General features: G+C 73.3%; 30 protein-coding genes. 20 read left to right on the forward strand and 10 right to left on the reverse strand.

The window, feature by feature from the left end; genetic code table 11:
* The first annotated feature begins 145 nt into the window (after positions 1–145).
* Genes ACGFI1_RS18425 through ACGFI1_RS18460 form a run of 8 tightly spaced genes read left to right on the forward strand, consistent with a single transcriptional unit; the run spans position 146 to position 9,032 of the window.
* Positions 146–1,279 (forward strand): DegT/DnrJ/EryC1/StrS family aminotransferase, encoded by a 1,134-nt coding sequence (locus tag ACGFI1_RS18425; RefSeq protein WP_392786540.1) that lies wholly within the window; start codon positions 146–148, stop codon positions 1,277–1,279.
* On the forward strand, positions 1,276–2,307 hold the full coding sequence (locus tag ACGFI1_RS18430) for a Gfo/Idh/MocA family protein (RefSeq protein ID WP_392786542.1): 1,032 nt from the start codon (positions 1,276–1,278) through the stop codon (positions 2,305–2,307). The genes ACGFI1_RS18425 and ACGFI1_RS18430 overlap by 4 nt, the downstream gene beginning before the upstream one ends.
* Before the next feature lie 39 nt (positions 2,308–2,346).
* Positions 2,347–3,639, forward strand: a complete 1,293-nt coding sequence (locus ACGFI1_RS18435; protein ID WP_392786544.1) for a nucleotide sugar dehydrogenase — start codon at positions 2,347–2,349, stop codon at positions 3,637–3,639.
* A gap of 19 nt (positions 3,640–3,658) precedes the next feature.
* Positions 3,659–5,260: a glycosyltransferase family 4 protein gene (locus tag ACGFI1_RS18440; protein WP_392786546.1), complete on the forward strand. Its 1,602-nt coding sequence runs from the start codon at positions 3,659–3,661 to the stop codon at positions 5,258–5,260.
* Positions 5,260–6,483, forward strand: a complete 1,224-nt coding sequence (locus ACGFI1_RS18445) for a glycosyltransferase (protein ID WP_392786548.1) — start codon at positions 5,260–5,262, stop codon at positions 6,481–6,483. Before ACGFI1_RS18440 ends, ACGFI1_RS18445 begins: the two co-directional genes overlap by 1 nt.
* Positions 6,480–7,004, forward strand: coding sequence for a hypothetical protein (locus ACGFI1_RS18450; RefSeq protein ID WP_392786550.1), 525 nt, complete (start codon positions 6,480–6,482; stop codon positions 7,002–7,004). The genes ACGFI1_RS18445 and ACGFI1_RS18450 overlap by 4 nt, the downstream gene beginning before the upstream one ends.
* Positions 6,997–8,451, forward strand: a complete 1,455-nt coding sequence (locus ACGFI1_RS18455) for a glycosyltransferase (RefSeq protein WP_392786552.1) — start codon at positions 6,997–6,999, stop codon at positions 8,449–8,451. Before ACGFI1_RS18450 ends, ACGFI1_RS18455 begins: the two co-directional genes overlap by 8 nt.
* Entirely contained in the window at positions 8,448–9,032 is a 585-nt protein-coding gene (locus ACGFI1_RS18460; protein WP_392786554.1) for a hypothetical protein, read from the forward strand. The genes ACGFI1_RS18455 and ACGFI1_RS18460 overlap by 4 nt, the downstream gene beginning before the upstream one ends.
* Before the next feature lie 4 nt (positions 9,033–9,036).
* Here ACGFI1_RS18460 and ACGFI1_RS18465 read toward each other — a convergent pair whose 3' ends face one another.
* Complete coding sequence (locus tag ACGFI1_RS18465; RefSeq protein WP_387070920.1) at positions 9,037–9,645, reverse strand: acyltransferase; 609 nt, start codon at positions 9,643–9,645, stop codon at positions 9,037–9,039.
* Positions 9,642–11,648 carry a glycosyltransferase family 2 protein gene (locus ACGFI1_RS18470; RefSeq protein ID WP_392786556.1) on the reverse strand — a complete coding sequence of 669 codons (2,007 nt, stop codon included), beginning with the start codon at positions 11,646–11,648 and terminating at the stop codon, positions 9,642–9,644. The genes ACGFI1_RS18465 and ACGFI1_RS18470 overlap by 4 nt, the downstream gene beginning before the upstream one ends.
* Before the next feature lie 268 nt (positions 11,649–11,916).
* Here ACGFI1_RS18470 and ACGFI1_RS18475 point away from each other — a divergent pair, with 268 nt between their 5' ends.
* Positions 11,917–12,327 (forward strand): hypothetical protein, encoded by a 411-nt coding sequence (locus ACGFI1_RS18475; RefSeq protein ID WP_138637100.1) that lies wholly within the window; start codon positions 11,917–11,919, stop codon positions 12,325–12,327.
* On the opposite strand, the gene ACGFI1_RS18480 is transcribed toward ACGFI1_RS18475, so the two are convergent.
* Genes ACGFI1_RS18480 through ACGFI1_RS18500 form a run of 5 tightly spaced genes read right to left on the reverse strand, consistent with a single transcriptional unit; the run spans position 12,275 to position 16,368 of the window.
* Positions 12,275–13,108 (reverse strand): alpha/beta hydrolase fold domain-containing protein, encoded by an 834-nt coding sequence (locus ACGFI1_RS18480; protein ID WP_392786558.1) that lies wholly within the window; start codon positions 13,106–13,108, stop codon positions 12,275–12,277. The two genes, ACGFI1_RS18475 and ACGFI1_RS18480, sit on opposite strands and share 53 nt — an antisense overlap.
* The gene (locus tag ACGFI1_RS18485; protein WP_387070930.1) at positions 13,108–13,953 is read right to left on the reverse strand and encodes a fumarylacetoacetate hydrolase family protein; all 846 of its coding nucleotides are present in this window, start codon (positions 13,951–13,953) and stop codon (positions 13,108–13,110) included. The genes ACGFI1_RS18480 and ACGFI1_RS18485 overlap by 1 nt, the downstream gene beginning before the upstream one ends.
* Positions 13,950–14,819: a fumarylacetoacetate hydrolase family protein gene (locus ACGFI1_RS18490; RefSeq protein WP_392786560.1), complete on the reverse strand. Its 870-nt coding sequence runs from the start codon at positions 14,817–14,819 to the stop codon at positions 13,950–13,952. The genes ACGFI1_RS18485 and ACGFI1_RS18490 overlap by 4 nt, the downstream gene beginning before the upstream one ends.
* A complete protein-coding gene (locus ACGFI1_RS18495) occupies positions 14,819–15,607 on the reverse strand; it encodes an SDR family NAD(P)-dependent oxidoreductase (RefSeq protein WP_392786563.1) in 789 nt (262 codons plus the stop codon). Before ACGFI1_RS18495 ends, ACGFI1_RS18490 begins: the two co-directional genes overlap by 1 nt.
* An 8-nt stretch (positions 15,608–15,615) precedes the next feature.
* Positions 15,616–16,368: an SDR family NAD(P)-dependent oxidoreductase gene (locus tag ACGFI1_RS18500; RefSeq protein WP_392786565.1), complete on the reverse strand. Its 753-nt coding sequence runs from the start codon at positions 16,366–16,368 to the stop codon at positions 15,616–15,618.
* A gap of 80 nt (positions 16,369–16,448) precedes the next feature.
* Between ACGFI1_RS18500 and ACGFI1_RS18505 the strand changes: the two genes are divergently transcribed.
* From ACGFI1_RS18505 to ACGFI1_RS18520, 4 genes are all read left to right on the forward strand, one after another.
* Positions 16,449–17,228, forward strand: a complete 780-nt coding sequence (locus ACGFI1_RS18505; RefSeq protein ID WP_392786567.1) for an IclR family transcriptional regulator — start codon at positions 16,449–16,451, stop codon at positions 17,226–17,228.
* The gene (locus ACGFI1_RS18510; protein WP_392786569.1) at positions 17,225–17,794 is read left to right on the forward strand and encodes a carboxymuconolactone decarboxylase family protein; all 570 of its coding nucleotides are present in this window, start codon (positions 17,225–17,227) and stop codon (positions 17,792–17,794) included. The genes ACGFI1_RS18505 and ACGFI1_RS18510 overlap by 4 nt, the downstream gene beginning before the upstream one ends.
* A gap of 96 nt (positions 17,795–17,890) precedes the next feature.
* Positions 17,891–18,265, forward strand: a complete 375-nt coding sequence (locus tag ACGFI1_RS18515; RefSeq protein WP_386870393.1) for a type II toxin-antitoxin system RelE/ParE family toxin — start codon at positions 17,891–17,893, stop codon at positions 18,263–18,265.
* Complete coding sequence (locus tag ACGFI1_RS18520) at positions 18,262–18,633, forward strand: helix-turn-helix domain-containing protein (protein ID WP_386870395.1); 372 nt, start codon at positions 18,262–18,264, stop codon at positions 18,631–18,633. Before ACGFI1_RS18515 ends, ACGFI1_RS18520 begins: the two co-directional genes overlap by 4 nt.
* A gap of 16 nt (positions 18,634–18,649) precedes the next feature.
* Here the strand turns inward: ACGFI1_RS18520 and ACGFI1_RS18525 are convergent, their stop codons facing one another.
* Positions 18,650–19,375: an SDR family oxidoreductase gene (locus tag ACGFI1_RS18525; RefSeq protein WP_392786571.1), complete on the reverse strand. Its 726-nt coding sequence runs from the start codon at positions 19,373–19,375 to the stop codon at positions 18,650–18,652.
* A gap of 81 nt (positions 19,376–19,456) precedes the next feature.
* Between ACGFI1_RS18525 and ACGFI1_RS18530 the strand changes: the two genes are divergently transcribed.
* Positions 19,457–20,296, forward strand: coding sequence for a LysR family transcriptional regulator (locus ACGFI1_RS18530; protein WP_392786572.1), 840 nt, complete (start codon positions 19,457–19,459; stop codon positions 20,294–20,296).
* A 50-nt stretch (positions 20,297–20,346) separates the two neighbouring features.
* On the opposite strand, the gene ACGFI1_RS18535 is transcribed toward ACGFI1_RS18530, so the two are convergent.
* Entirely contained in the window at positions 20,347–20,829 is a 483-nt protein-coding gene (locus ACGFI1_RS18535) for a MarR family winged helix-turn-helix transcriptional regulator (protein WP_386870401.1), read from the reverse strand.
* Between the two features lie 117 nt (positions 20,830–20,946).
* Here ACGFI1_RS18535 and ACGFI1_RS18540 point away from each other — a divergent pair, with 117 nt between their 5' ends.
* The 5 genes from ACGFI1_RS18540 to ACGFI1_RS18560 are packed head-to-tail and all read left to right on the forward strand — an operon-like array spanning position 20,947 to position 23,999.
* The gene (locus ACGFI1_RS18540) at positions 20,947–21,393 is read left to right on the forward strand and encodes a DUF6069 family protein (protein WP_392786574.1); all 447 of its coding nucleotides are present in this window, start codon (positions 20,947–20,949) and stop codon (positions 21,391–21,393) included.
* Positions 21,390–21,845 (forward strand): nitroreductase family deazaflavin-dependent oxidoreductase, encoded by a 456-nt coding sequence (locus tag ACGFI1_RS18545; RefSeq protein ID WP_392786576.1) that lies wholly within the window; start codon positions 21,390–21,392, stop codon positions 21,843–21,845. The genes ACGFI1_RS18540 and ACGFI1_RS18545 overlap by 4 nt, the downstream gene beginning before the upstream one ends.
* 7 nt (positions 21,846–21,852) lie before the next feature.
* Positions 21,853–22,275 (forward strand): hypothetical protein, encoded by a 423-nt coding sequence (locus tag ACGFI1_RS18550; RefSeq protein WP_392786578.1) that lies wholly within the window; start codon positions 21,853–21,855, stop codon positions 22,273–22,275.
* Between the two features lie 46 nt (positions 22,276–22,321).
* Positions 22,322–23,215 (forward strand): zinc-binding dehydrogenase, encoded by an 894-nt coding sequence (locus ACGFI1_RS18555; RefSeq protein WP_392786580.1) that lies wholly within the window; start codon positions 22,322–22,324, stop codon positions 23,213–23,215.
* Positions 23,216–23,243: 28 nt separating this feature from the next.
* Positions 23,244–23,999: an aminoglycoside adenylyltransferase family protein gene (locus ACGFI1_RS18560; protein ID WP_392786582.1), complete on the forward strand. Its 756-nt coding sequence runs from the start codon at positions 23,244–23,246 to the stop codon at positions 23,997–23,999.
* Here ACGFI1_RS18560 and ACGFI1_RS18565 read toward each other — a convergent pair.
* Positions 23,992–25,041 (reverse strand): amidohydrolase family protein, encoded by a 1,050-nt coding sequence (locus ACGFI1_RS18565; RefSeq protein WP_386870413.1) that lies wholly within the window; start codon positions 25,039–25,041, stop codon positions 23,992–23,994. The genes ACGFI1_RS18560 and ACGFI1_RS18565 overlap by 8 nt on opposite strands.
* Before the next feature lie 90 nt (positions 25,042–25,131).
* On the opposite strand from ACGFI1_RS18565, the gene ACGFI1_RS18570 reads away from it, so the two are divergent.
* Positions 25,132–25,599 carry a MarR family winged helix-turn-helix transcriptional regulator gene (locus tag ACGFI1_RS18570; RefSeq protein WP_392786584.1) on the forward strand — a complete coding sequence of 156 codons (468 nt, stop codon included), beginning with the start codon at positions 25,132–25,134 and terminating at the stop codon, positions 25,597–25,599.
* Positions 25,600–25,635 lie beyond the last annotated feature (36 nt).

The raw sequence follows: 25,635 nt of genomic DNA on the forward strand, positions 1-25,635 counted from the left end.
CCATGCGGCGGTCTGGACACTTTCCGTTAAGCCAGGCTTCCGCTGCTGGTCCGCGGGCGGTGGGCGTCCGGCCCTCCGGCGGGGGGATCTTGCTGAGCACGCATCATCGTGCGTCGATCCCACCATTCGCCTGAGGAGTCCGAGCATGCCCGTGGAAACGGAGAAGGCCGTTCCCGCGGCGAGTCCGGTGATCGGGGAGGCGGAGATCGCGGCGGCCGTGCGCGTGCTGCGCAGCGGGCGGGTCGTGCAGGGGCCCGAGGTCGCCGCGTTCGAGGACGAGTTCTCCGCGCTCGCCGGGGGCCGCCACTGCGTCGCGGTGAACTCGGGGACGTCGGCGCTGCAGCTGAGCCTGATCGCGCTCGGCATCGGCCCCGGGGACGAGGTCGTCGTCCCGTCGTTCACGTTCGCGGCCACCGCCAACGTCGTCCGGCTGGCCGGCGCCGAGCCCGTCTTCGCCGACATCGACCCCGCCACGTTCTGCGTCGACCCGGACGCCGTCGCCGCCGCCGTCGGCCCCCGCACCGCCGCGATCATGCCGGTGCACCTGTACGGGCACCCGGCCGCGATGGACCGCATCGGCCCGCTCGCCGAGCGGCACGGCCTCGCCGTCGTCGAGGACGCCTGCCAGGCGCACGGCGCAGCCCTCGGCGGGACCCCGGCGGGCGCGCTCGGGACGGCCGGCTGCTTCAGCTTCTACCCGACCAAGAACATGCACGCGCTCGAAGGCGGCATGGTCACCACGGCCGACGCGGAGACCGCCCGGACGCTGCGGCTGCTGCGCAACCAGGGCATGGAGCAGCGCTACGCCAACGAGATCGTCGGCGCCAACATGCGGCTCACCGACGTCGCGGCCGCGATCGGGCGCGAGCAGCTGAAGCGGCTGCCCGAGTGGACCGAGCGCCGCATCGCCAACGCGCGGTTCCTGGACGCGAAGATCACCGCCGCGGCCGTCCCGCCTGTCGCGGACGGCGCGCGGCACGTCTACCACCAGTACACCGTCCGGGTCGCGGAGCGCGACGCGGTCCAGCGGGGGCTGGCCGAGCGCGGGATCGGCAGCGCCGTCTACTACCCGACGCCCGTCCACCGGCTGCGGCCGTTCCTGCTGGACGGCCGTCCCGACCCGCGCTGGGACCTGCCGGAGACGGAGCGGGCGGCGGCCGAGGTGCTGTCGCTGCCGGTGCATCCCGGGGTGGGCGACGACGAACTCGCGCGGGTCGCCGACGCCGTCAACGAGGTCGCCGGAGGGTTCACGGCCATCAGGGGGAGGGGGACGTCATGAGCGTGCCGCTGCGGGCCGGGCTGATCGGGCTCGGTGTCATGGGACGCAACCACGCGCGGGTCCTGAACGAGCTGGACGGCGTCGACCTCGTCGGGGTCGTCGACCCGGCGGACCGCCCCGTGGGCGTCCCGCCCGGGGTGCCGCTGCTGGCCACGGTGCAGGACCTGCTGGACCTCGGCGTCGACTACGCGGTGGTCGCCTGCCCGACGGCGCTGCACGAGGAGGTCGGCCTGGCGCTCGCCGAGGCCGGGGCCGGGGCGCTGATCGAGAAGCCGCTCGCCGAGTCGGTGGAGGCCGCCGAGCGGCTGGTGAAGGCGTTCGAGCCGCGCGGCCTGGTCGCCGGCGTCGGGCACATCGAGCGCTACAACCCGGCGCTGCAGAGCCTGCGGGCGCGGCTGGAGGCGGGCGAGCTGGGCGAGGTGTTCCAGGTCGTGACGCGGCGGCAGGGGCCGTTCCCCAACCGGATCGCCGACGTCGGGGTCGTCAAGGACCTCGCCACCCACGACATCGACCTCGCCGCCTGGGTGACCGGGCAGGACTACGTGTCGATCTGCGCGCACACGGTGGCGCGCACCGGCCGTCCCCACGAGGACATGGTCGCCGCCGTCGGCCGCCTCGCCGACGGCGCGATGGTCAACCACCTCGTGAACTGGCTGAGCCCGCTCAAGGAGCGGACGACCGCGGTCACCGGGGAGCGCGGCTGCTTCGTCGCCGACACGCTGACCGCCGACCTGACGTTCTACGCGAACGGCGAGATGAGCACCGAGTGGGAGGCGCTGCGGACGTTCCGCGGCGTGTCCGAGGGCGACATGGTCCGGTACGCGATCCCGAAGCGGGAGCCGCTGCTGGTCGAGCACGAGCGGTTCCGGGACGCGGTCCGCGCGCGCGCGGGCGGCGGCGACGAGCCGGGGATCGTCACGCTGCGGCAGGGCCTGCGGACGGTCGAGGTGTCGGTGGCCGTGCTGGAGTCGGCGCGGCTCGGCACGACGGTGAGCCTCGGGCCGACGGAGGTGCTGGGTGCCGTCTGATCTGCGGCGGGGGCTGTTTCCTGGGGAGGTGGGTGGCTGATGCGGATCTGCGTGGTCGCGCTGGGCAAGATCGGTCTTCCGCTCGCGGTGCAGTTCGCCCGCAAGGGGCACCGGGTGATCGGCGCGGACGTGGACGAGCGGGTCGTCGCGGACGTGAACGCCGGCCGCGAGCCGTTCCCCGGCGAAGCGGACCTGGACGTCCACCTGGACGCGGCGGTCCGCGACGGGCGGCTGATCGCGACGACCGACACGGCGGCGGCGGTCGCCGAGTCGGAGGCGGTCGTCGTGGTCGTCCCGCTGTTCGTGGACGAGCACGGCACGCCCGACTTCGGCTGGATGGACGCGGCGACCCGGTCGATCGCCGCGGGGCTGCGGCCCGGCACGCTCGTCAGCTACGAGACGACGCTGCCGGTCGGCACCACCCGGGGCCGCTGGGCGCCGATGCTGGCGGACGGGTCGGGCCTCGCGCCGGGCGACGGCTTCCACCTGGTGTTCAGCCCGGAGCGGGTGCTGACCGGGCGGGTCTTCGCCGACCTGCGCCGCTACCCGAAGCTGGTCGGCGGCATCGACGCGGCGTCCGCCCGGCGCGGCGCCGACTTCTACGAGCGGGTCCTCGACTTCGACGAGCGGCCCGACCTGGACCGGCCGAACGGCGTCTGGGACCTCGGGTCGGCGGAGGCCGCCGAACTCGCCAAGCTCGCCGAGACGACCTACCGCGACGTCAACATCGGCCTGGCGAACCAGTTCGCCCGCTACGCCGACGCGATCGGGGTGGACGTCATGAAGGTCGTCGACGCCTGCAACACCCAGCCGTACAGCCACATCCACCGGCCGGGCATCGCGGTCGGCGGCCACTGCATCCCCGTCTATCCGCGGATGTACCTGTGGAACGACCCGTCCGCGACGGTCGTGCGGGCCGCCCGCGACGCCAACGCGGGCATGCCCGACTATGCCGTGGGCCTCCTCGCGGACGCCTACGGCGACTTGGCCGGCGCCGGGGTGCTGGTGCTCGGCGCCGCCTACCGGGGCGGCGTGAAGGAGACGGCGTTCTCCGGCGTCTTCCCCACGGTCGAGGCGCTGCGGGCGCGCGGCGCCGTCCCGTACGTGTCGGACCCGATGTACACGGCCGAGGAGCTGGCGGACCTGGGGCTCCCTCCGCACCGGGGGGAGGCGGTCACCGCCGCGATCGTGCAGGCCGACCACGCCGCCTACCGGGACCTCGGCGCCGACGACCTGCCGGGCGTCAAGGCTCTCGTGGACGGCCGCCGCGTCACCGACCCGGCGCGCTGGCACGGCGTGGAACGCGTCGTCATCGGCGGCTCGTCCCGCTGACCACCGACTGGAGCATCGCATGCAGAACGAAGACGACACGGCGGCCGGGGAGTCGCGCGGCCGCATCGTCATGCTCGTCGACAACGACGTCGAGCGGGACTCCCGGGTGCAGAAGGCGGCGGCGTCGGCCGCCGGGGCCGGCTGGGAGGTGCACCTGCTCGGCTGCGCCGCGCCGAGCAGGCGGCGGCGCTCCTGGACGCTGGGCGGCGCGCACGTGCGGCTCGTCCCGCTGCAGCACACGCTCCTGCGGGACCGGCACGGCGTGCTGCGCGCCACGCTCCGCCGCCCGCTCGCGTACGGGCATCCGAGCGTGGCGGACTACCGGCGGCGGCTCGTCCAGTCCCGCCGCGCCGACCTCGCCGCGTCCAGGCTCGCGCCCGGCGGCGGCCCGGTGCGCAAGGCGTGGCTGATGGCGCGGCGCGTCACGGCGAAGACGCAGTCGCGGTGGGTCGCGCTGCGCGTGCGGCAGACCGGTTCGCTCAGCGCGGCGCGCGAGAACCCGCACGCGCCGCTGGAGCGGCTCCCGATCAGGTTCTGGCAGGCGGTCCTCGGCGACCGGGCCTGGCGCGTCCTCGACCGCAACCTGTGGGACTGGGACAGCGCGTACGGGAAGATCATCGACGCGCTCGAACCCGACATCGTCCACGCGAACGACTTCCGGATGCTCGGGGTCGGCGCGCGGGCCGTGCGGCGGGCGCGGGCGAAGGGCCGGGCCGCGAAGCTCGTGTGGGACGCGCACGAGTTCCTGCCCGGCATCCGGCCCTGGGGCGCCGGGCCGCGCTGGCATCCCGCGATGTGCGCGCACGAGCGCGAGTACGCGGGCGACGCGGACGCGGTGGTGACCGTCTCGGCGGCCCTCGGCGAACTGCTCGTCGAGCGGCACGGGCTCCGGGACGAGCCGACCGTGGTCCTCAACGCCCCGATCACGGGCGGGGAGCCGACGAGCGCCGGCCCGGTTCCGGACATGCGGGAGCTGTGCGGCGTCGGGCCGGACGTCCCGATCGCCGTCTACAGCGGCAGCGCGTCCGTGCAGCGCGGCCTGGACATCGTGATCGAGGCGCTGCCGCGGCTGCCGCGGCTGCACGTCGCGCTGGTCGTCGCCACGCCGCGGTCCGAGTACATGCGGGGGCTGCTCGCCCGCGCCACCGGGCTCGGCGTCGCCGACCGGCTGCACGTCCTGCCGTACGTGCCGTTCGACCAGGTCGTGGAGTTCCTGTCGGCGGCCGACCTCGGCGTCATCCCTATCCACCACTGGCCGAACCACGAGATCGCGCTGATCACGAAGTTCTTCGAGTACTCGCACGCGCGGCTGCCGATCGTCGTCAGCGACGTCCGGGCCATGGGCGGCATGGTGCGGGAGACCGGGCAGGGCGAGGTCTTCCGCGCCGAGGACCTGGACGACTACGTGCGGGCCGTGAAGGCGGTGCTCGCCGACCCGGGGCGGTACCGCGACGTGTACGGCGAGCGGCCCGACCTGCTCCGCGACTGGACGTGGGAGGCGCAGGCCGAGATCCTCGACGCCGTCTACACCGGGCTGCTGCCGTCCGCCGCGCGGCGCGGCCCGTCCCCGGCCGCCGCCGCGGAGCCGCCCGCCGACCGCCTCGTGGCCAGCCAGGATTGATGGCGCAGCGAGCGGACGGCGCGGACGTCGCCGTCGTCACCCCCTGGTACCCCAACCCGCTGCAGGAGTGGGCCGGAACGTTCGTCCAGATGATGGTGGAGGCCACGGCGCCCGGCTGCGGCGACGTCACCGTCTACCACACCGAGGCGTGGCTGATGCGGGAGCCGGCGGCGGAGGTGGAGGCGGCGCGGGCGGCGCACCGGCGGCTCCTGCCCGTCGCGCTGCGCCCGCAGCCGACGGTCGCGGGCGCCCGGCTGCTGCGCGTCCCGGTGCCGACGGTCCCCGAGTACACCTTCGCGGACCTGGCCCGCGAGCACGCGCGGTGGCTGCGGGAGGCGCTGCGCGGGGAGCCGATCCCGGCGCCGGTCGTCCACGCGCACGTCGGGCTGCGCGGCGGCTGGACGGCCCTGGAGAACGCCCGGCCGGACGCGCGGGTGTTCGTCACCGAGCACGCGTCCTTCATCGACAAGGTCCTCGCCCAGCCGGACTCGCGGGACCTGTACGCGCAGGTCCTCGACCGGTGCACCGGCTTCTTCGCGGTGACGGACGTGCTGCGCGACAAGCTCGCCGCCGCCTTCCCGGACGCCGCCCGCAAGATCGAGACCCTCCCGAACCCGGTGTCGTTCGCGGCGCCCCGGCCGCGTCCCGCCACGGAACTGCGCCGCTGGCTGTACGTGGGCGCCCTGATCGAGCGCAAGGGCGTCGAGCCGCTGCTTGAGGCGTTCGCCGTGTGCCGCGCCGAGGATTCCGCGCTCACGCTCACGATGGCGGGGACGGGCGTGCTCGGCGCGCGGCTCGCGGAACGGGCCGCCGAACTCGGCGTCGAGGACGCGGTGGCGTTCCCCGGCGCGGTCGCCCCGGACGAGGCCGCGCGGCTGATGCGCGAGCACGACCTGCTCGTCCACCCGGCCCGGTGGGAGACGTTCGGCATGACGGTCATCGAGGCGGTCGCGGCCGGGACGCCGGTGCTCGTCACGCGCTGCGGCGGCCCCGAGCGCACGCTCGCCGGCATAGCGGACGCCGCCGGGGAAATGATCGCCGTCGAGGACGACCCCGGCTCGATCGCCGCCGGCTACCGCCGCCTGCGCGGCCGCTTCCCGGACGGCCTCGACCTGCCGAAGGCCCGCGCCGTCCTGGACGAGCGGTTCGGGTACGGCGCGGTGGCCGGGGCGCACCACCGGCACTGGTTCGGGGAGGACCCCGGCGAGGGAGGGGGACGGTGAACGTCGTGTTCGTGGCCCTGGGGGGCACCCGGCGGCCCGCGGTCGTCCGGGAGTGCGCGCGGGTCCGCGCGGACGGCGGCACCGCGACCGTGGTCGTCGGGAGGGCGTCCGCGTGGGCGGAGGAGCCGCTCCCGGACGGCGTCGAGACCGTCGACCTGCCCGCGCTCGAACGCCGCTACCGACCGGCGCCGGAGCGGTTGCTGCTGTACCGGCTGCCGCGGCTGGTGCTGCGGGTGGGCTTTCCCGGCCCGCTGCGCGGGGTCGGCGACCGGCTCAACGCCGGGTTCCGCGCCCGCGTGGCCCGTCCCGTCGACCGGTGGCTGGCCCGCCGCCCCCGGCGCGACCCCGCGGTGATCCGCCGCCGGATCGTCGACCGCGAGCTGCTGCGCGGCCGGTCCGTGGACCTCGTCGTCATCGGCGACCCGCAGTCGCTGGCGGCCGTGTCCGAGCTGGCGGACGTGATCGCGGACGCGGGAGCGCGGCCCGCCTACACCATCGCCGGAGGACGATCCCATGACTGAACGCCCGGCCGGACGCCCGAGCGAGCGGCGCCCGCGCCTGCTGTACCTCGCCTTCTACTTCCCGCCGTCCCGCGCGAGCGGCGTGTACCGGCCGCGGGCGACCGCGAACCGGCTCGTCGAGCTGGGCTGGGACGTCACGGTGTTCGCGGCGCCGCTGCCGTTCCTCTACGACACGATCGGCTCGGTCGACGACAAGCTGATGGACACCGTCGACCCGCGCGTCAGGCTGGTGCGGCCCAGCCTGAACCGATTCGTCTGGGAGACGGACCTGCGCGAGTACAGCGGGTTCCGGGCGAGGTTTCCGTACCTGGCGCAGTCGCTCTATACGTGGGGGCAGGAGCACGTCTTTCCGGAGCACTACGCGTCCTGGGCGCGGGCCAGTGTCCGGCGGGCGCTGCGGATGCACGCGCGGCGCAGGTTCGACGTCGTGCTCGCGACCGGCAACCCGTTCGCCTCGTTCGGTGCGGCCTGGCTGTTCCACAAGCTGACCCGCACCCCCTACATCATCGACTACCGCGACTCCTGGACCCTCGACCAGTTCTCCGAGGAGCCGAGGTTCGAGGACGGGCATCCCGCCTGGCGGTGGGAGAGCCGGGTGCTGGGGTCGGCGGCGAACTCGCTGTTCGTCAACGACGCGCAGCGCGCCTGGCACGCGGAGCGGCACCCGCACGCGGCCGACCGGATGATGACCGTCCTGAACGGGTGGGACGCCGACACGCTGCCGAGCATCGCCGAGCCGCCCCCGGCGGCGCGCGACGCGGCCGGGGCGGCGGCGGGGCGGCACGCGCCCCGGTTCACCTACGTCGGCACCGTCACCGACCAGCAGCCCATCGAGCAGCTGGTCGAGGGGTTCTGCCGCGCCCGGGAACACCCCGACATGGTGGACGCGTCCCTCGACTTCTACGGGTACTTCGGCTTCTTCAAGGGCTCCGTCAAGGTGCTCCGCAACCGCTTCGCCGCCGCCGTCGCCGGGCGCGGCGATGCGGGCGGCGGCGGGGAGGCGGCCGAGGACGACGCGGTGCTCGCGCCGGGAGTGCGCTACCGGGGGCCGGTCTCCAAGACCGACCTCGCCGGCGTCTACCGGGACTCCGACGTCCTGGTGTTCCTCAACGGCGGCGGCCGCTACGTCACCTCCGGGAAGATCTTCGAGTACATGGCGGCGGGACGGCCGATCGTGTCCGTCCACACCCCGGGGTCGGCGGCGGAGGAGCTGCTCCGCGGCTACCCGCTCTGGTTCAACCCGGGTGGGCTCGACCCGGCGGACATCGCCGTGTCGATGGCGGCGGCGGCGAAGGCCGCGGCCGGGCTGGACGGGCCGCAGGTCGCCGAGGCCCGCGAGTACGCGGGCCGCTTCTCCCGGAACGTGACCTTGGAGCCGCTCATCGCGCGGCTCACCGAACTGGCCGCGCGCAGGCGCGGCATGGCGGGACGGGGTGGTTCGCGGTGAACGGCGACGCGCGGGCTCCGCGGGTGCTCGTCCTGGCCCTGGATCCTCGGCTCGCCATGGACCCGAAGCCGAGCGTCCCCGCCCGGCGCCAGTACAAGCGCATCATCGGCCTGGCCGGCCACTTCGTGGACGAGGAAGGCGCGCAGGTCGACCTGGTGACGGCGGAACCGGACGGCTGGGACGAACTGGACGGGCGGGTGCGGCTGCACCGGCTCGACCGGGCGGAGGCCCGGCATCCGCTGCCCTGGCTGGAGCACACGATCGTCACCCGGATGCCGCGCGTCATCGTCCGGCCGGTGGCGGGGCTCGGCCGCCCCGGCGCCCGGCTCGACACCGCCCGGACTCGGCTGTCCGTCGGCGTCCACCGGCGGCTGTTCGTGCCGTTCTACCGGCACGTCCGGCCGATGCTGCTGGCCCGCATCGCGCGGCGGCGGGTGCTGCGCGGCCTCGACCCCGCCCGGCTCACCCGCGTCGTCGTGATGGACCGCACGTCGGTGCCGCTCGGCCGCCGGCTCGCCCGCCTGCACCCGGACATCGTCGTGACGACCCGGCAGGACCGGGCCCTGGACGCGAAGCCCTGACCGCTCAGGGCGCCTCGGTGAGGACGGTCGCGCCGTCCGCTGCGGGCTTCTCGACGTAGCGCTCGCCGGTGCGCGGGCACTCCCACGTCCCGTCCGGGCCCTCGGTCAGGCGCGCTCCGGCCCGGCCGACCCAGCCGACGCGCCGCGCGGGCACGCCCGCGACCAGGCCGAAGTCGGGGACGTCCCGGGTGACGACAGCGCCCGCCGCGACCATCGCCCACCGGCCGATCCGGACCGGCGCGACGCACACGCTGCGGGCGCCGAGCGAGGCGCCTTCGGCGACGTGCACGCCGACCGCGTCCCAGTCGCCGCCGCGCTTCAGCGTGCCGTCCGGGTCCACCGAGCGGGGCTCCCGGTCGTTGGTGAGGACGACGGCCGGGCCGACGAACACGCCGTCCTCCAGCACGGCGGGCTCGTAGACAAGCGCGTGGTTCTGCAGCTTCACGTTGTCGCCGATCTGGACGCCCGCGCCGACGTAGGCGCCGCGCGACACGATGCAGCCCGAGCCCAGCCGGGCGTTCTCGCGGATCTGGGCGAGGTCCCACACGGTGGTGCCGTCGCCGAGCTTCGCGCTCGGATCGACCTGGGCGCTCGGCGTGATGCGGGGTGTCATGCGCTGCCCTCCTCAAGGTTCTGGTCGATGCCCGGTGCCTCGGGCGGAGACGGTGCCGCCGCCCTGCGCCGCAGCCGCCGCAGCCGCGCCGCGAGCGGCACCGTGACGTGCACGGTCACCGGGTCCAGGTCGAGCCGCACGTGCGCGCGGCGCGGGGGGAGCAGGGACGCGGTCATCGGCCGGAGCGGGCCGCCGCCGTCCGGGACGCGGACCTTCACGGGCCCGCCCACGCCGTCGATCTCGATGGACGCGCGCCAGCGTCCGGGCCGGACGCCGGTGAGCGGCAGGTCGGCGAACCGGCGGTCGGGCCGGCCGGGGTCGGTCACCAGCGGGGTGCGGAGCACGCCGTCGTCGCCGGCCCGGCGGAGCAGCACGCTCATCCCCGGCGGCGGGGCGGAGGCCAGCACCGGCGGCGGCTCGCACAGCACCCGCAGCCGCCGCCCCGACCGCTGGACCAGCTCGACGCCGCCCAGGTCGGCGACGGTGAGGCCGCCGCCGACGTCCAGCGCGAGCGGGCCGCGCCCGCCGCCGGGGCGCGGCCGGACGAGCCGCCACCGGCCCGCCGCCTCGACGAGCCCGGCGCGCGGCACCGCCATCCCGCTCGGCTTGGTCAGCGCGTCGGTCAGCACATGGCCTTCGAGGGCGGCCTCGACGCCGAGGGTCCAGTGGCCGTCCGGCCAGGAGGCGGGCGCGGGGCGGAACGCGGCGGTGAACGCGGTGGCGCCGCCGTCGCCGGCCGGCTCGCCCGGCCGGGTCGTGCACGGGATGCGGTGGCGGACGCCGTCGCCGTTCTCCACGACCAGGTGGACGTCCGGCGTCCCCTGGTCGGCGTCGCGGATCACGACCGTCCCGGTGACCGTCAGGTGGGGCCCCTCCCAGGCGATGCCGTCCAGCGCGGACCGCAGTACCGGGACCGTCTCGTAGCAGGCGTCGGGGACGTCTAGGGCGGCGTCCCGGAAGTAGGGGTAGCGGGCGAACGCGCGCCCCGCCTCCAGCAGGACGCTCGGCCGCTCCCCGCTCCGGTGGAACCGCAGGACCTCTTCCATCTCCTCGGTGAGGCCGTGCCGGACGCAGTGCGCGAGCACCCGGCGGTGCGGTTCGTAGCGGGCCGCCAGCCCCGGTGTGAGCCAGGCGTCGAGCAGCTCGCGGGCCCCGGCCAGCGCGGTCGCGCGCTCTTCGGCGGACGCGCCGAGGTAGCCGCGTTCGAGCCGCCCGAACACCTCCAGTTGCAGGAAGCGGTAGTGCAGCCGCTCCCGCGTCTCGCCGGGCTCGGTGTGCGCGGCGACCAGCGCCATCGCCCGCCCCGCGATCTCGTGGACGGCGGCGGTGGGCGCGCCGCCGACCTGCGTGCTGCTGGTGCCGTCCTCCCGGGCGGCCCAGTAGTAGCAGTCGTAGTCGGCGAGGACGGAAACCCCGCTCGCGTGCAGGTAGGCGCCGGTGGTGAACAGCTGGTCCTCGTGCGACAGCAGGCCCTCGGTGAACCGCAGCCCCGCCCGCTCGACCAGCGACCGGCGGAACAGCTGGAGCGCGGCGAGCGACATGCGCGGGAACAGGTCGCACCCGGGGTCGAGGACGTGGGTGCGCTCGATCGTCCGGCCGAACACCCTCGGCACCTTGCGGCCGCCCGTCCCGACCTGCCGGCCGAGCACGATGTCGGTGCCGTTGCGCTCGGCCATCGCCGTCATCCGCTCCAGCGCCTCCGGGCCCAGCCGGTCGTCGGCGTCCAGGAAGAACACGTACTCGCCGGACGCCCGCTCCAGCCCCCGGTTGCGCGGCGCGCCGGGGCCGCCCGAGTTCGCCTGGTGGACCACCGTCAGCTGCTCGTGGTCGCGGGCGAGGCCGTCCAGCAGCTCGGCGCCGCCGTCGGTGGAGCCGTCGTCCACCGCGATGATCTCGACGCGCCCGGCGGGGAGGCTCTGCGTGAAGACCGACTCCAGCGCCCGGCCCACCGTGCCCCGGCAGTCGTACACCGGCACGATCACACTGACCAGGGGTTGCCTCATGGGCCCTCTACCGTCGGACGCCTTCGGAACGCGTTTACCAGGCAACTCTATGGCGCGGATCCCGCCGTCGTGATCTCCCGGACGGCGCTGCGGGACCTTGCCTTGCACAGTTCACCGGCCGGGCCATGTCCGTTAGCGGTATTGCCACCCGTCCGTTACCGGGGCCGCGAGAACCAGGGAGAAATCCCTGGAGAAAAGGTGTCATCCCGTTGATCCGGCGGCGCGGTATCACCGTGCCATGGTTATGGGCATTGTTCTTCGTCTACTCGTGGCCGCCGGACTCGCGGCCGACGCAGTCGTGCACTGGCGCTTCGCGCCCGACATGGCCCCCGGGCCGAACACCCCGGACGACGTGATCCCCGGGGACGACCTCTTCCGCGCGCAGGCGATCGCCGCGGCCGTCGCCGCCGTCCTGGTGCTGGCGTGGGCACGGCGATGGACGTACGCGATCGCGTTCCTCGTCGCCGCGAGCGCCGCCGGCGCCGTCCTGCTGTACTACTTCGTCGACTTCGGGCAGCTCGGGCCGATCCCCCGCATGTACGACCCGCAGTGGTACGCCGACAAGACGATCAGCCTGGCCGGTGAACTGGTCGCGGCACTCGCCGCGCTCATCGGCTTCCTCACCGTCAGGCGGGACCGGGAGCCGGCGTCGCCGTCGCGCCAGCTCGGGGTGCGCTGACCCGCCGGGCGCGCTGGGCGCGCTGGGCGCGCTGGGCGAATGCTAGGGACTCCTCGAAGATCGCCGTCACGTCCTGGACGTTCTGCCAGAGGTGGCCGGCGCCGTCCACCGGGCGGTACTCGGCCTGCGCGCCCGCCGCGCGGAGGGCCGCGGCCATCCGCTCGCTCTGCGCGCACGGCACCATCCGGTCGGCGGTGCCGTGCCAGAGCTGGAACGGCGGGGCGCCGCCGTGGACGTGCGCGACCGGGCTGGCCTCCGCCGCGAGGGACGGCGCGTCCCGCACCGGGGCGCCGAGCAGCAGCGACTCGCGCGAGCCGGGGGCGCCGCCGGCCGGCATCGCGGCCAGGTCGTACACGCCGTGCCAGCCGACCACGGCGGCGATCCCGGGCCCGGTGAGCGCGGCGAGCGCCGCCAGGTGCGCGCCCGCCGACTCGCCCCACGCCACGACCGTCGCGCCGTCGAAGCCGTACTCGCCGCCGTTGCAGCGCAGCCAGCCGACGGCGGAGCGGACGTCCTCCAGCTGCGCGGGGTGGCGCGCCTCGCCCGACAGCCGGTAGTCCGCGGCCGCCACCGCGAACCCGGCGCGGGCGAGGCGCTCGAACGGGGACGGCCGCCATCCGGCGAACGCGTGCCCGAAGTCGCGGCGCGACCCGCGCCGCCAGCCGCCGCCGTGCAGGAACAGCACCACCGGCGCCGGGCCCGCCGCCGGGAGGTACAGGTCCAGCAGCAGCGGCCGGTAGCCGACCCGGTCGGCGTACTCGATGCCCGCGCGGACCTCCATCACGTCCCGCCCGCGACGAACCGCTGGGTGAGGCCGCCCACGCCCTCCAGCTGGCTCACCAGCACCTCGCCCGGACGGATGAAGCGCTTCGGCGAGCGGGCGTTGCCGACCCCGGCGGGCGTCCCGGTGAACACCAGGTCGCCGGGGAACAGCCGGCAGACCCGCGACAGCCGGACGAGCAGCTCCGGCACGTCGTAGATCATCGAGGAGGTGCGCGCCTCCTGCACCGTCTCCCCGGACAGGCTGCACCAGATCGCCAGGTCGGACGGGTCGGCGAACTCGTCCGGGGTGACGAGCCACGGGCCGGTCGGGCCGAAGTTCGGGTACGACTTGGCCAGGCTGAACTGCGGCTTCGCCCCGGCGAGCTGCGACGTCCGCTCGGACAGGTCCTGGCCGAGCATGATCCCGGCGACGTGGTCCCAGGCGTCCTCGCGGCGGACGGCGGCGGTCTCCCGCGACACCGCCACCACCATCTCGACCTCCCAGTCCACCGTGTCGGACGGCAGCGCGACCTCGCACACCGGCCCGGCGAGGCAGCTCGGGAACTTCGTGAACGTCACGGGCGCGGTGTCGGGCGGGTACCCGGCCTCGCTGGCGTGCGCCGCGTAGTTGACGCCGATCGCGAACACCTGGCGCGGCCGGGGCACCGGCGGGCCGAGGTCCGCCCGGTCGAACGGCCTGCCTCGCGCCGAGTCGAGCGACGCGGCCCAGGAGCGGAACGCGTCCCAGTCGGCGAACGCCTCCTGGGGGTCGGCGGAGAACCGGCCGTCCGCGGCGTCGGCGACGTCGACCGCGACGTCCCCGACGACGACCGCGGCACGCCCGGCCAGGTTCGCCAGCCTCACCAGTCGACCCTCTCCGGCGCGGGCTCGCCGTAGGCGTCCCGCCAGGAGACGACCGGGTTGCGCAGCGTCCCGACGCCCTCGATCTCGGCCTCCACGACGTCCCCGGGACGCAGGTAGAAGTCGAACGGGTCCGGCTGGACGGCGGCGACGCCCGAGACCGTGCCGGTGGTGATGATGTCGCCCGCGCTGTAGGTCTGCGGCGAGTGGTACGCCACCAGGTGCGGGATCGACACGCGCATCTGCTTGGTGTGCCCCGTCTGCCGGGTCTCGCCGTTCACCCGCAACTGCATCGCGAGGTTCTGCATGTCGTCGATCTCGTCGGCGGTGACGATCCACGGCCCGATCGGGCAGAACGTGTCGATCGCCTTGCTGAACGAGAAGACGCCCGACTCCATCTCGCGGCGCTGGATGTCGCGGGCCGTGATGTCGTTGAACACCGTGAACCCCGCGATGTGCTCCAGGGCCTCGTCAGGCCCGAAGAACTTGCCGGGCTTGCCGATGATGACGGCCAGCTCCAGCTCGTAGTCCAGCTCCCGGGTGAGGTGCTCGGGGTAGACGATCGGGTCGTCCGGGCCGATGATCGCGTCCACGTTCTGGAAGAACACGATGCCCTTGTGCACCGGGTGCGACCAGTTGACCGCCTGCAGCTCCTCGTGGTGGTCGGCGAAGTTGCCTGCCGTGTGGAAGAACTTCTTCGGGCGGATGGGCGCGCGGAGCCGCACGTCCGCGAGCTTCAGCCGCTCCCCGGTCTCGGCGGCCGTCCCGCCGCGCTCGAAGAACGCCCGCGTGGACGGGACGTCCAATTCGATGACGTCGTCGCCGTCCAGCCGGCCGACCCGTCCCTCGTCGAAGGTGATCAGCTTCATCAGGCGCCCACCATGTTGAAGCCGCCGTCGGCGAGCATGTACGCGCCGGTGATGTGGGACGCGTCCTCGGTGGCGAGGAACAGGGCCGTGCCCGCGACCACCTCGGGCGGCGGGATCGTGCCCATCGGCGTCTGCGCGATGAGCTTCTCGCGGCGTCCCGACTTCCAGTCCTCGCGCTCCAGCGTGGCGCCGGTCTCCATAAACCCGGGCGCGAACGTGTTCACGCGGACGGACGGCGCGAACGCCGCCGCGTAGGACTTGGTGATGCCGAGCAGCCCGTACTTGGCGGCCGCGTACTGCGGGGCCCGCGCGCTGCCCCGCACGACCACCGTCGAGCCGATGTTCACGATGCAGCCGTGGCCCTGCTCCAGCATCCGGGAGCCGAACTCGTGCGTCATCAGCAGCGTGCCCTTGACGTCCACGTCGATGACGCGGTCGAGGGACTCCTGCGTCAGCTGCCGCCACGACATCTGCTCGGTCGCCACGTCCCCGACGTTGTTGACGAGCACGTCCAGCGTGCCCGCCTGCGCGAACACCTCGTCGGCGAGCCCGCGGATCGCGTCCCACGACGCGATGTCGGCCTGCACGACGAACGCCTCGCCGCCCGCCTCCCGGACGCGCTCGGCCGTCCGCTCCGCGCCCTGCTTGGAGCTGTTGTAGTGGACGCCGACCTTGGCGCCCTCCTGCGCCGCGCGGACGGCGATCTCGGCGCCGAACCCGGTGCCGGCCCCCGTGACCAGCACCGTCTTCCCGGCGAACCGCGGGAAGATCTTCTGCTCCGTGCTCATGGGTCCTCCTAGACCAGCGTGCGGCCACCGTCGACGTACATGACGTGACCGGTCATGAACGACGCGTGCGGCGAGGAAAGGAACAGGATCGGGCCGACGACCTCGGCCGCCGTGCCCAGCCGCCCGGCGGGGACCAGGCGCACCAGATCATCGCGGACGCCGGGCCGCGCGAGGTACTCGGCGGTGAGCGGCGTCTCGACGTAGCCGGGCGCGACCGCGTTCACCGTCACCCCGTGGGACGCCCATTCGGCCGCCATCACCCGCATCATCTGGTTCATGCCGCCCTTGGACGCGGCGTAGGGCCCGTGCTTCTTGTGCGCCAGATGCCCCGACACCGACGACAGGAAGACCAGCCGCCCGCCACCGGCTTCGATCATGTGCCGGCCGGCCGCCTGCGCCGCGCCGAACGCGGTGGACAGGTTGGTGCGGAGCATGCCGTCCCACTCGTCCTCGGTGAACTCCAGGATCGGCCGCCGGTCGTTGACGCCGACGCAGTGCAGCAGGACGTCCAGGCCGCCCATCGCCTCCACCGCGTGCCGGACGGCGGCGGCTCCCGCGCCCGGCTCGGTCAGGTCGGCGGCGAGCGTGTGCGGCTTCGTCCCGCCGGGGCCCGGGGGCAGGGCGTCGAGCCGCGCGGGGTCGCGGTCGACGGCGGTGACGGCGGCGCCCGCGTCCAGATAGCCGCGGACGCACTCCGCGCCGATCCCGCCCGCGCCGAGCACGAGCACGCGGGAGCCGCGCAGGCCCAGCCAATCGTCCACTTGCGGTCCCTCGCCTCTCTCAGGTACTTTCATTGTGTGAAAGTTGATTTCACGATCCAAGAGTATCGGCGGGACCGGTCATGACGTCAAGCGACCGGTCGCGGTACCACATCGCGGCCCTGGCCAAGGGGCTGCAGGTGCTGAGCCTGTTCGACGGTCCGACGCTCTCCCTGCGCACGAGCGACATCGCCGCGATGACCGGCATCCCGATGCCCACGGCGTTCCGGATCGTCTCCACGCTGGAGGACCTCGGCTACCTGGAGCGGCGGCACGACGGGTCCGTCCAGCCGGGGGTGAAGGTGCTGACGCTCGGCTCGGCGGCGATGCGCGGGTCGAGCCTGGTGCAGCTCAGCGACCGCCCCCTGCGCCTGCTGGCGGAGGCGACCGGCGAGACGGTCAACCTCGGCGTCCTGGTCGAGGACCGCGTCCTGTACCTCGCGCGGCTGCGCAACGCCGACCTGGTCACCGCCAACGTGCACGTGGGTTCGACGCTGCCCGCGCCCTACACGTCCATGGGCAAGGTGCTACTCGCCTACCTCTCGCAAGACGACCTAGAGCGGCGTATCACCGACGTGTCCCTACCGCCGGGCGCAGGCCCCAACGCGGTACCCGACGTGGCCGCGCTACGCGCCCAGCTAGAACAGATCCGCCGCGACGGCTACGCGGTACAGGACGAGGAACTAGCGCAGGGCCTCCGCTCGGTCTCGGTCCCGGTGTTCGGCTCGGACGACGCCCCGGCCGCCGCGGTGAACGTCGCCGTCTCCGCGATGCGCCGCTCCAACGCCGACCTGCACGGCGAGATCCTCGACCGCCTGCGCGAGACCGCCGACGACATCAGCACCAGACTGAGGACACATTGAAGGACACCGAAGCCACCGCGCGGCAGCACCCCTTCACACCGGACGAACTGGACGCCGACCGCCTGGCCGTCTACCGGTCGATCACCGAGGGCCCGCGCGCCAAGGGCCCCCGCCTGTTCGACCTCGTCTCGGACTCGGGCGTCCTGGCCGGCCCCTTCAACGAGTTCCTGCTGCGTCCCGCCCTCGGCGACGCCCTGCAACGCCTCGGCGCGGCCATCCGCTATGAGGGCGCGCTCAGCGGACGGTCCCGCGAGATGGCGATCCTGGTCGTGGCCGCCGCCTGGGACAGCGAGTTCGAACGCACCGCCCACGAGGCCGTAGGCCGCGCAGCGGGCCTCACCGAGGAGGAACTAGCCGCCATAGCCGCCGGCGCCCCGCTAGCCCTAGCCGACCCGCACGAGGCCGCCGTCCTCCGCCTGACCCGCGCCCTAACGACCGGCGACGTAGACGACGAAACCTGGTCAGCCTGCGTCCCACCCCTAGACCGCGAGACGGTATTCGAACTGACCACCCTCGTCGGCTACTACGCCACCCTCGCCCTCCAAATGCGCACCTTCCGCGTCTAGCCCCGCCGCGCACTCACCCACGGCGAGACGGTCGTCCGCACGTGCTCGGACAACGATCCGCACCCCCGGTGATATAGATTTCTATATAATCAGTGCGTGAGCGTGCCGTGGCAGATCGAGATCGAGCCGGAGGTCCGGCAATGGTTGGAACTTCTCACCGACCGGCACTACGACAAGGTTGAACGAGCCGCCGACATGCTCGCCTCGCAGCCGAGCACGCTCGGCGAACCGTACTCGCGCCACCTCGGCGGCAAGGTTCGCGAGTTACGCTTCGTGTTGGACGGGAATTCAGTCCGGATCACCTACTGGCTCGCCCCGCAGCGGAGGATCGTGCTCCTCACGGTCTTCCGCAAGACCCGGCAACGCGAGGAGGCGGAGATCGAACGGGCCCGGCAGGCGCAGAAGGTCTGCGAGGCCGATCATGGTCCCGCCGAGCACACCTACGATCGGGGTAAGGAGGACACGAGGTGAACCACTCCCAGTGGAAGACCCGCCGGACTAAGAAGCTCTTGGGTGAGACGGTCAAGGAGACCCCCTCCTACATCGAGGCCGGACACGCTCTGGCGCTCGGTCAAGCCGTTCATGATCGTCGCGTCGCGCTGGGCATTTCCCAGGCCGAGCTCGCCCGCCGCGCCGGCATGACCCAGCCCCAGATCTCCAACATCGAGGGCGGTGACTCGGTCCCCACCCTGCCGCTCCTCACTCGGCTTGCCATCGCACTGGACGCCTCGCTGACCATCCGGCTGGACGATGGCGACTCCACCTTCATCTTCGCCCCCCATCAGGGCCCCGCTCCCGGCACGTCGTGCAGTAAGGACGACACCTCGTCGGCGGCGTGATCCATCAGGGGGTCGGTTACCAGGGGATTTCGCCGTTGTCGTCGTAGAAGGCGCCGGTCGGGCCGTCGTCGGGGAGTCGGGCGAGGCGGATCGCGGTCGCGGCGCCCTGCTCGGGGGTGCGGACGCCGCGGAAGCCGTTGAGGTCGGTCGCGCAGAAGCCGGGGCAGGCGGCGTTGATCAGGATGCCGGTGCCGCGCAGCTCCTTGGCGTACTGGACGGTGACTGCGTTGAGGAACGTCTTCGACGGCGCGTACGCGGCGGAGATCGGGCCCGTCTCCCCGTCGGGCATGGACTGCCGCGTCAGGGAGCCGACCGTGCTCGACATGTTCACGATGCGCGGGGACGCCGACCGGCGCAGCAGCGGCAGCATCGTGTTCGTGACGCGGATGACGCCGATCACGTTGGTCTCCACGGCCGTCCGCATGATCTCGGGAGTCACCCTCGTGGGCTCCTGCGGGCCGCCGCCCGTCACGCCCGCGTTGTTGACGAGGACGTCCAGCCGTCCGGCCCGCTCCTCGATCAGCGCGGCGGCGGCCTGCACGCTCGCGTCGTCGGTGACGTCGAGCGGCACTCCGAAGGCGTCGACGCCCTCCGCCCGCAGCTTCTCGACGGCGGCCTCCCGGCGCGCGTCGTCCCGGGCTCCGACGCCGACGCTCCAGCCGAGGGCGCCGAGCCCGGCCGCGATCTCGTACCCGATTCCCTTGTTCGCGCCGGTGACCAGCGCGATCGTCTGTTCGCTCATGCCCCCATGCTGGACGCGTCCCAGGCCGTCCTTCCAACACCGTTTGGGTGAGCTGTGATACCTCGCGGGTATCGTGGACGCATGGAGACGCGGGAGCTGCGGTATTTCGTCGCCGTCGCCGAGGAACTGCACTTCGGCCGGGCCGCGGAACGCCTCGGCATCGCGCAGCCGCCCCTCTCCCGGGCCATCCAGCAGCTCGAACGCCGGCTCGGCGTGACGCTGATCGACCGCACCAACCGCACCATCGCGCTGACCGAGCCCGGCCGCGTCCTCCTGCAAGAGGGACGCGCAGCCCTCGACGCGGTCGCCGCCGCCGACCGCCGCACCCGCCGCGCCGCGCACACCGAGCCCAGCCTGGTTCTCGTCACGAAGGCCGGAGCGACCAGCGAGCTGCTGGCGAAACTGCTCGACGCCTACGCCGCCGAACCCGGCGCGGTCGCCGTCGACGTCCAGCTGTGCGCGCCCGGCGAGCAGGAGCGGCTACTGCGCGACGGCCGGGCCGACGTGGCGCTGCTGCACCTGCCGTTCGACTCGACGGCCGGGTTCGACACCGAGGAGCTGCGGACGGAGGGCCAGGTCGCCGTCCTCCCGGCGGGCCACCCCCTCAGCACCCGGCCCCACCTGCACATGGCCGACGTCACCGAGCTATCCGATCTGCCCCTCCCGCGCTGGCCCCGTGCTGACGGCGCGTACCCGGACGGCCCCGGCCCCGAGGTGCACGACCAGGTGCAGTTGCTTCAACTGATCGCCCTCGGGCGTACCGCCGCGATCCTGCCGGAGACGTGCCGCAGCCACCTGCGGGACGACCTGGTCACTGTGCCCGTCTTGGACGCCCCGAGGGTGACCACGGTGATCGCGTGGCCGCCCCACAGCCGCTCCCAGCCCCTGGCCACCTTGATCCGAACCGCCACCGCTCTCTGAGCGTCCAGCGTGGGCCGCGCTCCCGGTCATGGGGGCGTGGCTTCGGGGGGTCAGTCTGATGCGGCGTCTGTGCTCGCCGGGCCGGCCAGGAGGCGTGCCAGCAGGTCGCGGAGGTGCTGCTGGTCGGAGCCGGGGAGTTCGAAGAAGGTCCGGGCCAGCGAGTGGGTGCTGGAGCGCAGCTGACGGCGTTTGTGCTCGCCGGCCTCGGTGAGCACCACGTGTTTGACGCGGCGGTCGTCCGGGGCGGGGCGGCGGGTCACCAGGCCGCGGCGTTCCAGGCCGTCGACGATGCCGGTGACGTTCGACGGCTCGCATGACAGCCAGTCGGCCAGCCGGCGCATCGGGGCGGGGCCGGACAGGTTGGTCAGGACGAGCGCCTGGGCGGGGGGAAGGTCGAGCTGCGCCGCGGCGGCGTTGAACTGCGCGCGCAGCCGCCCGGTGACCTCGAAGACCAGGCCGCTCAGCTCGGCCACGACCGCATCCGCATCGCCACCGGTACCGGTTTCGGCGGCGGCGTCGGCATCGGAGCTCATGCGGCCAGCATAGCCGCCGCTTAAGCCACTGAACTGTTCAGCTCCTGAAGTAAATGCTACGCTTCCCGGCAAAAGCTTCAGAAACTGAACTGTGGAGCAGCTGAAGGAGATGTCGTGATGACGCAAGTGAGCGCGAGCGGGCGCGCGGGCCTTCGGAGCACGCGACGTGCACGGGCACTGGCCGTGGCGGGTGCGGTCGCGGCCGCGCTGGCGGTCTGGGCGGTGGGGGAACCGCTGCTCGGCCATGACCTGGTCGTCCAGCAGGAAGGGCAAGAGCCGCGGGACCTGGGGGCGGCCGCCGTCGGCGTCTTCGCCCTGGTCCCCTCGCTGCTCGGCTGGGCGCTGCTGGCCGTGCTGGAGCGGGTGACGCCGCTGGCGGGCCGGATCTGGACGGCCGCCGCCCTGGCGCTGCTCGCGGTGTCGTTCCTGCCCGTCACCGGCGTGGAGGCCACCGGCGGCAGCAAGGCGGTGCTCGCTCTCGCCCACGTGGCCGTCGGAGCCGTGCTGATCCCCGTCTTCCACCGGACGGCCACGGCCCGCCGCGGCGCGAGGGGCGGGCAATGACGGCGCCTGACGACGAGATCCTCGACAGCCCCACCCCCTGGGTCGCGGACCACATCCGCGCCTACCTCGACACCGGCGGCGTCGAAGGCCACCTCTTCATAGGCTGGCCGACACTGCTGCTCACCACGCGAGGCCGCAGGTCCGGCAGGCTGCGCCGCACCGCGCTCATCTACGGCCGGGACCAGGACCGCTACCTGCTGGTCGCCTCGAACGGCGGCGCGGACCACCACCCGGCCTGGTATCTCAACCTCACCGACACCCCGACGGTGTCGCTCCAGGTCGGACCGGACCATCTCAGCGCCACCGCCCGCACCGCCACGGCAGAGGAGAAGCCTCGGCTGTGGCAGATCATGGCCGACTTGTTCCCCCAATACGCCAAGTACCAAGAGGAATCAGCGCGCGAACTGCCCCTGGTGATCCTCACGCCGCAGGTCCCGCACGGAAACGGATAGACGAACCATGAAGACTCGACCCGCCCTGAACGACCCCGAAGCGCCCGTGGACGCGCGGACGGTGGCGGCCGACTTCGCCGCGATACTGCAGCGGGCCGGTGAGACCCGCGACGCCGACCTCTACGACTCGGCCTTCGCGGCGGACGTGCTGTGGGGCAGCCCCTACGGAGCGACTGTGGCAGGCTACGCCGAACTGAACGCCATCCACCGACGGCTGATGAGGGCGAATGCCGCACCGCCGTCACGGTTCGAGGTGGTCACCGCACTCACCCCCGCACCCGGCGTGGTGGTGACGCACATCCGCCGGCAGGCGGCCGACACCGGCGGATTCTCCGAGATGGCACTGTACGTCCTCGTCGAACGCGCCGGGCGATGGTGGCTCGCGGCGGCACAGAACACCCCCATCGGCGAACCACCGCCGCAGAACTGAACACCTACCGACGCGGCCCGCCAACGCCCTGGCCCGGGACGGGTGGGTGCGCATTCGGGTCGAGGCGTTCGGGCTCAATCGCTCGGAACTGAAGCTTCGGCTGGGGGTGAGCGAGGGTGTCACCTTTCCTCGCGTGCCGGGTATCGAGGCCGTCGGGACGGTTGACGCGGCGCCGGACGGGAGTGGGCTGAGCGTCGGGCAGAAGGTCGTCGCGATGATGGGCGACATGGGGCGCACCTACGACGGCGGCTATGCCGAGTACACGTCGGTGCCGCTGGCCCAGGTCCTTCCTGTGGAGACCGACCTGCCCTGGGAGGTGTTGGGTGCGCTGCCGGAGATGGTGCAGACCGCCTACGGTTCGCTCACCACGGGCTTGGACTTGCAGCCGGGGCAGACCGTCTTGATACGCGGGGGCACCTCGTCGGTGGGGCTGGCCGCGGCTGCGCTTGCGGGCTGGCGTGGTGCCACGGTGTTGTCCACCACCCGGCGGGCCGATCGTCTTGCCTTCCTGGCGGAGCGCGGGGTCGACCATCCCGTGCTCGACACCGGCGAGGTCGCGGTGGCCGTCCGTGAGCTCTTTCCGGACGGTGTCGATGCCGCGCTCGATCTCGTCGGGACCCCGACCCTGCCCGACACCCTGCGCGCGGTGCGTGTGCACGGCACGGCGTGCTTCGGCGGCAGTCTCTCCAACCAGTGGACGGTGCGGGACTTCTCGCCGAACGAGTACCTGCCGAGGGGCGTGCGCCTGGCGGGCTACTTCGGTGATGTCGGGGACCTGCCCCGCGAGGTCTTCCAGGAGATCCTCGACGCGGTGGCGGAGGGTCGGCTGAACTTCCCCGTCGATCGCGTCTACGACGGCCTGGAGCAGGTGAGGCAGGCCCACGACGACATGGAGCACAACCGCGCTACGGGCAAGCTCGTCGTACGCGTGCAGCATTAGAAGCTGTGCAGAGGAAAGGGCGCGTGCGGTGAGTCAGCTTCGGGGTGTTGTGGAACTCGCTGAGAGTGTGCTGGGCGGGGACGTCGTCGGCGCTTACCTTCACGGGTCGTCTGTGCTCGGCGGGCTCAAGCCGGCCAGTGATGTGGACGTGCTGGTCGTCTCGCGGCGGTCGCTGGACGAGCAGGAGCGGCGGGCGCTGCTGGACGGTCTGCTCGGCATCTCCGGCATCGGGGACGACGTCCGGCCGGTCGAGCTCGTCGTGGTCGTCCAGTCCGAGGTGCGGCCTTGGCGCTACCCGCCCGTCTGCGACTTCCTGTACGGCGAGTGGCTGCGCGATGAGTACGAGGCGGGGAAGGTCCCCCAGCCGGAGCCGATGCCCGATCTGGCGCTGCTGATCACGATGGTGCTGGCCGGGGACCGTCCATTGATCGGTCCCCGGCCGGGTCAGGTTCTCGCGCCCGTCCCGCACTCCGACCTGGTCCGGGCCAGCGTCGAGGGCATCCCCGAGCTGCTCGGCGAGCTGGACGACGACACCCGCAACGTCCTGCTGACCTTGGCGCGCATCTGGACGACGCTCGCCACCGGTGAGATCAAGTCGAAGGACGCCGCCGCTGAGTGGGCCCTCGATCGGCTCCCGCCAGAACACCGGCCCGTCCTCGCGCACGCCCGGCGGTTGTATCTCGGCAGCCACTACGCCGACGAGACCTGGACCGAGGCGTTGCGAGGACGGGTGCGTCCGCACGCGGAGTTCGTCCTCAACGAGATCGACCGGTTGGTCACCTGAGGCGGGCGGCCAGCTTCGGCAGGAGGCGGAGGGCGTTGTCCCTGGTGACGGCCTGGTGGGCGCGGCGGCTCAGGGCCGGGTCGCGGTCGAAGTCCCTCGTGTTGAGGGTGACCTCGCGGGCGGAGTTGGCGGGCCAGTCGGTGCCGAACAGGACGCGGTCGGCGCCCACGGCGTTGAGCAGGGTCGGGCTGGCGTACGGGGACGTCGGCAGCGCGGTGTCGTAGTAGAAGCGGCGGAGCGCGGGACGGATCTTCGCCGGATTCGGGCCGTTGTCCTCGCGGCCCCAGCGTTCGGCGCGGCCCGCCATGTACGGCAGGAACCCGCCGCCGTGGGACAGGATGATCGACACGTTGGGGTGCCGGTCGAGGGTGCCGGCGGCGATGAGGCTGAGCGCGGTGCGGGTCGTGTCGAGCAGGAAGTCGGCGAGCCAGTCGCCGACCAGGGGCACCTCGACGATGCCCTTGGGCGCGACCGGGTGGGTGAACACGACCGCGCGGCGGCGGTCGAGTTCGGCGAACAGCGGCTCGAACATCGGGTCGCCGAGGTAGTGGCCGTCGGCGGAGGTGTTGAGCAGGACACCGTCCGCGCCGAGGTCGTCCAGTGCGTGGGCGGCCTGCCGAATGGCCAGGTCGGGGTGGAGCATCGCGACGTTGGCGAAGAAGCCGAAGCGCGTGGGGTGGTCGTGCACCAGTTCGGCCAGCGACTCGTTGCACGCCCGGACGCCCGAGACGGCGGTCGCGCGGTCCTGGAAGATCTCGGCCGGGACGGGCGCGGACGCGACGCCGGCGGCGATGCCGTTGGCGTTCATGACCCGCAGCGTGCTCTTCAGCGTCCACTGAGCCCAGGCGGGGCCGCCCTCCGGCGGGATGATGCCCTGCTCGACCGCCCATTCCCGCATCTTCGGCGGGACGGCGTGGTGGTGGGTGTCGATCCTGCCGCGGGCGGGCCGGTGCGGGGCGGCGGCCGCGCGGGCCGGGACGGCGGCCATCGCCGCGGTCAGGCCGGTCGCCTGCAGGGCGCGGCGGCGGGTCAGTTCGGGCATGCGCTTCTCCCTCGATGATGCGCCGCCCACCACATTCTCTAATGAGAAAGTCTCAGATGAGACGATATCAGACCGCCCTATCATGGGTCCATGCTCGACGAGCTGCTCGAACGGATCCTGGCCGCGGACGACGACCCCGACATCCGGCATGTCGGCGTCGGCATGCTCCTGGCGGCCGCGCACAACCGGAGCCGGCAGAGCATGAACGACGAGCTGCGCCCGCTGGGCATCGACGTGCGCCAGTACGCGCTGCTGCTCGCCCTGGAGATGTACGGGCCGTCCAGCCAGCGCCGCCTCATCGACCTGACCGGCATCGACAAGTCCACGATGGTGCGCAGCGTGGACGAGCTGGAGCGCGCCGACCTGGTCCGCCGCGAGCGGACCCCGGAGGACCGGCGCGCCTACGCGATCACACTGACGCAAACCGGAACCCAGACCCTTGCCCGCGCACGCCGCGTCGGCGCCGAGGTGGGCGAGCGCCTCTTCGGACGGCTGGCCGCCGATGAGCGCGACCAGCTCGTCGCCCTGCTGCGCAAGGTCAGCGAATACGCCGGTTAGCCGCGCCCGGCCCTGCGGGTGGCCGTCCCCGGCGAC

The sequence above is a fragment of the Actinomadura geliboluensis genome (genome assembly GCF_043197915.1).
Lineage (GTDB): Bacteria > Actinomycetota > Actinomycetes > Streptosporangiales > Streptosporangiaceae > Spirillospora > Spirillospora geliboluensis.

What these genes read in the sequence shown, in the direction of transcription:
- ACGFI1_RS18440 (WP_392786546.1), top strand. Translation starts at nt 3,659, where the DNA reads ATGCAGAACGAAGACGACACGGCGGCCGGGGAGTCGCGCGGCCGCATC.
- ACGFI1_RS18545 (WP_392786576.1), top strand. Translation starts at nt 21,390, where the DNA reads ATGACGGCGCCTGACGACGAGATCCTCGACAGCCCCACCCCCTGGGTC.
- ACGFI1_RS18505 (WP_392786567.1), top strand. Translation starts at nt 16,449, where the DNA reads ATGACGTCAAGCGACCGGTCGCGGTACCACATCGCGGCCCTGGCCAAG.
- ACGFI1_RS18525 (WP_392786571.1), bottom strand. Translation starts at nt 19,375, where the DNA reads ATGAGCGAACAGACGATCGCGCTGGTCACCGGCGCGAACAAGGGAATC.
- ACGFI1_RS18535 (WP_386870401.1), bottom strand. Translation starts at nt 20,829, where the DNA reads ATGAGCTCCGATGCCGACGCCGCCGCCGAAACCGGTACCGGTGGCGAT.
- ACGFI1_RS18565 (WP_386870413.1), bottom strand. Translation starts at nt 25,041, where the DNA reads ATGCCCGAACTGACCCGCCGCCGCGCCCTGCAGGCGACCGGCCTGACC.
- ACGFI1_RS18480 (WP_392786558.1), bottom strand. Translation starts at nt 13,108, where the DNA reads ATGGAGGTCCGCGCGGGCATCGAGTACGCCGACCGGGTCGGCTACCGG.
- ACGFI1_RS18470 (WP_392786556.1), bottom strand. Translation starts at nt 11,648, where the DNA reads ATGAGGCAACCCCTGGTCAGTGTGATCGTGCCGGTGTACGACTGCCGG.
- ACGFI1_RS18430 (WP_392786542.1), top strand. Translation starts at nt 1,276, where the DNA reads ATGAGCGTGCCGCTGCGGGCCGGGCTGATCGGGCTCGGTGTCATGGGA.
- ACGFI1_RS18445 (WP_392786548.1), top strand. Translation starts at nt 5,260, where the DNA reads ATGGCGCAGCGAGCGGACGGCGCGGACGTCGCCGTCGTCACCCCCTGG.
- ACGFI1_RS18490 (WP_392786560.1), bottom strand. Translation starts at nt 14,819, where the DNA reads ATGAAGCTGATCACCTTCGACGAGGGACGGGTCGGCCGGCTGGACGGC.
- ACGFI1_RS18465 (WP_387070920.1), bottom strand. Translation starts at nt 9,645, where the DNA reads ATGACACCCCGCATCACGCCGAGCGCCCAGGTCGATCCGAGCGCGAAG.
- ACGFI1_RS18455 (WP_392786552.1), top strand. Translation starts at nt 6,997, where the DNA reads ATGACTGAACGCCCGGCCGGACGCCCGAGCGAGCGGCGCCCGCGCCTG.
- ACGFI1_RS18435 (WP_392786544.1), top strand. Translation starts at nt 2,347, where the DNA reads ATGCGGATCTGCGTGGTCGCGCTGGGCAAGATCGGTCTTCCGCTCGCG.
- ACGFI1_RS18540 (WP_392786574.1), top strand. Translation starts at nt 20,947, where the DNA reads ATGACGCAAGTGAGCGCGAGCGGGCGCGCGGGCCTTCGGAGCACGCGA.
- ACGFI1_RS18495 (WP_392786563.1), bottom strand. Translation starts at nt 15,607, where the DNA reads ATGAGCACGGAGCAGAAGATCTTCCCGCGGTTCGCCGGGAAGACGGTG.
- ACGFI1_RS18550 (WP_392786578.1), top strand. Translation starts at nt 21,853, where the DNA reads ATGAAGACTCGACCCGCCCTGAACGACCCCGAAGCGCCCGTGGACGCG.
- ACGFI1_RS18530 (WP_392786572.1), top strand. Translation starts at nt 19,457, where the DNA reads ATGGAGACGCGGGAGCTGCGGTATTTCGTCGCCGTCGCCGAGGAACTG.
- ACGFI1_RS18425 (WP_392786540.1), top strand. Translation starts at nt 146, where the DNA reads ATGCCCGTGGAAACGGAGAAGGCCGTTCCCGCGGCGAGTCCGGTGATC.
- ACGFI1_RS18570 (WP_392786584.1), top strand. Translation starts at nt 25,132, where the DNA reads ATGCTCGACGAGCTGCTCGAACGGATCCTGGCCGCGGACGACGACCCC.